Source organism: Vibrio sp. 1288 (genome assembly GCF_033344475.1).
This window is the reverse complement of sequence record NZ_JAWPOX010001188.1, coordinates 1-507: the sequence shown is the minus strand read 5'-3', so window position 1 is coordinate 507 and position 507 is coordinate 1. Positions and strand designations below refer to the sequence as shown.

1 protein-coding gene is annotated in these 507 nt (G+C 45.0%); it reads right to left on the bottom strand.

The features are described from left to right. The coding region (locus R8O11_RS31595; protein WP_318195432.1) for an AAA family ATPase at positions 1–507 on the bottom strand (507 nt) is incomplete at both ends.

Below are 507 nucleotides of genomic sequence, written 5' to 3'. Positions count from 1 at the left end.
CTCTTCATCGGTAATCGCCAAACCTTCCGGAATTTGCGCTTCTTGCGATGTGCCAACGGTCAGCATGGATTTGAAGTTTTGCTTATTCTGAATTCGGTTTACGAACACACGTACGAGCATTCGGTCATAAAGTGCGTCTAGGCCGCTGTCTTCATCTGGTAATTCGTTGGAAGCAGAAACCAGCAAACGCATTGGAACACGTTCAATGTCACTGCCATTTTTGAATGTTTTTTCGTTCACGACGGTCAACAGAGTGTTCAGAATCGCAGGGCCCGCTTTCCAAATCTCATCAAGGAAAACGACTTGCGCTGTAGGTAGGTAACCTTCGGTGAGTCGGACATAACGGCCGTTGTCCTTCAACTCTTGAATACTCAAAGGACCAAACACTTCTTCTGGTGTCGAGAATCGAGTCATCAAGTATTCAAAGTAACTGCTGTTATCAAAAGCTTGGATAAGACGCTTTGCAATAAGACTCTTTGCAATACCTGGAGGACCTAAAAGAAAGAC